We start from the raw sequence: 1055 nt of genomic DNA on the forward strand, positions 1-1055 counted from the left end.
GTGGTCGGGCAGATCATTCCCTGGAACTTCCCGCTGCTGATGGCCGCCTGGAAGCTGGCCCCGGCCCTGGCGGCCGGCAACTGCGTGGTGCTCAAGCCCGCCGAGCAGACACCGCTGTCGATCACTCTGTTCGCCGAAGTGGTCGGCGATCTGCTGCCGCCGGGCGTGTTCAACATCGTCCAGGGCTACGGCCGTGAAGCCGGCGAGGCACTGGCCACCAGCACGCGTATCGCCAAGATCGCCTTTACCGGTTCCACCCCGGTCGGCTCGCACATCATGAAGTGCGCGGCCGCCAACATCATTCCGAGCACCGTGGAGCTGGGCGGCAAGTCACCGAACGTGTTCTTCGAAGACATCATGCAGGCCGAACCGGCCTTTATCGAAAAGGCTGCCGAAGGCCTGGTGCTGGCCTTCTTCAACCAGGGCGAGGTGTGTACCTGCCCGTCCCGGGCGCTGGTGCAGGAGTCGATCTTCGAGCCGTTCATGGTCGAGGTGATGAAGAAGATCAAGGCCATCAAGCGCGGCAACCCGCTGGACACCGAGACCATGGTCGGCGCCCAGGCCTCGCAGCAGCAGTACGACAAGATCCTCAGCTACCTGGAGATCGCTCAGCAGGAAGGGGCCGAGCTGCTCACCGGCGGCGCCACGGAAAAACTCGAGGGCGACCTGGCCAGCGGTTATTACATCCAGCCGACCCTGCTCAAGGGCAGCAACAAGATGCGCGTGTTCCAGGAGGAGATCTTCGGCCCGGTGGTCGGCGTGACCACCTTCAAGGACGAAGCCGAAGCCCTGGCCATCGCCAACGACACCGAGTTCGGCCTGGGCGCCGGTGTGTGGACGCGCGACATCAACCGCGCCTACCGCATGGGCCGCGGCATCAAGGCCGGCCGCGTATGGACCAACTGCTATCACCTGTATCCGGCGCACGCGGCCTTTGGCGGCTACAAGAAGTCCGGGGTCGGGCGCGAAACCCACAAGATGATGCTCGACCACTATCAGCAGACCAAGAACCTGCTGATCAGCTACGACATCAACCCTTTGGGCTTCTTCTGATC

The 1055-nt window shown here is 63.7% G+C and carries 1 protein-coding gene; it reads left to right on the top strand.

What is annotated here, in order from left to right:
* The coding region (locus tag DNK10_RS25805) for an aldehyde dehydrogenase family protein (protein ID WP_131193494.1) at positions 1 to 1053 on the top strand (1053 nt) is incomplete at its 5' end.
* Between the last annotated feature and the right edge of the window lie 2 nt (positions 1054 to 1055).

The organism is Phytopseudomonas daroniae (assembly GCF_004327275.1).
GTDB classification, from domain to species: domain Bacteria; phylum Pseudomonadota; class Gammaproteobacteria; order Pseudomonadales; family Pseudomonadaceae; genus Aquipseudomonas; species Aquipseudomonas daroniae.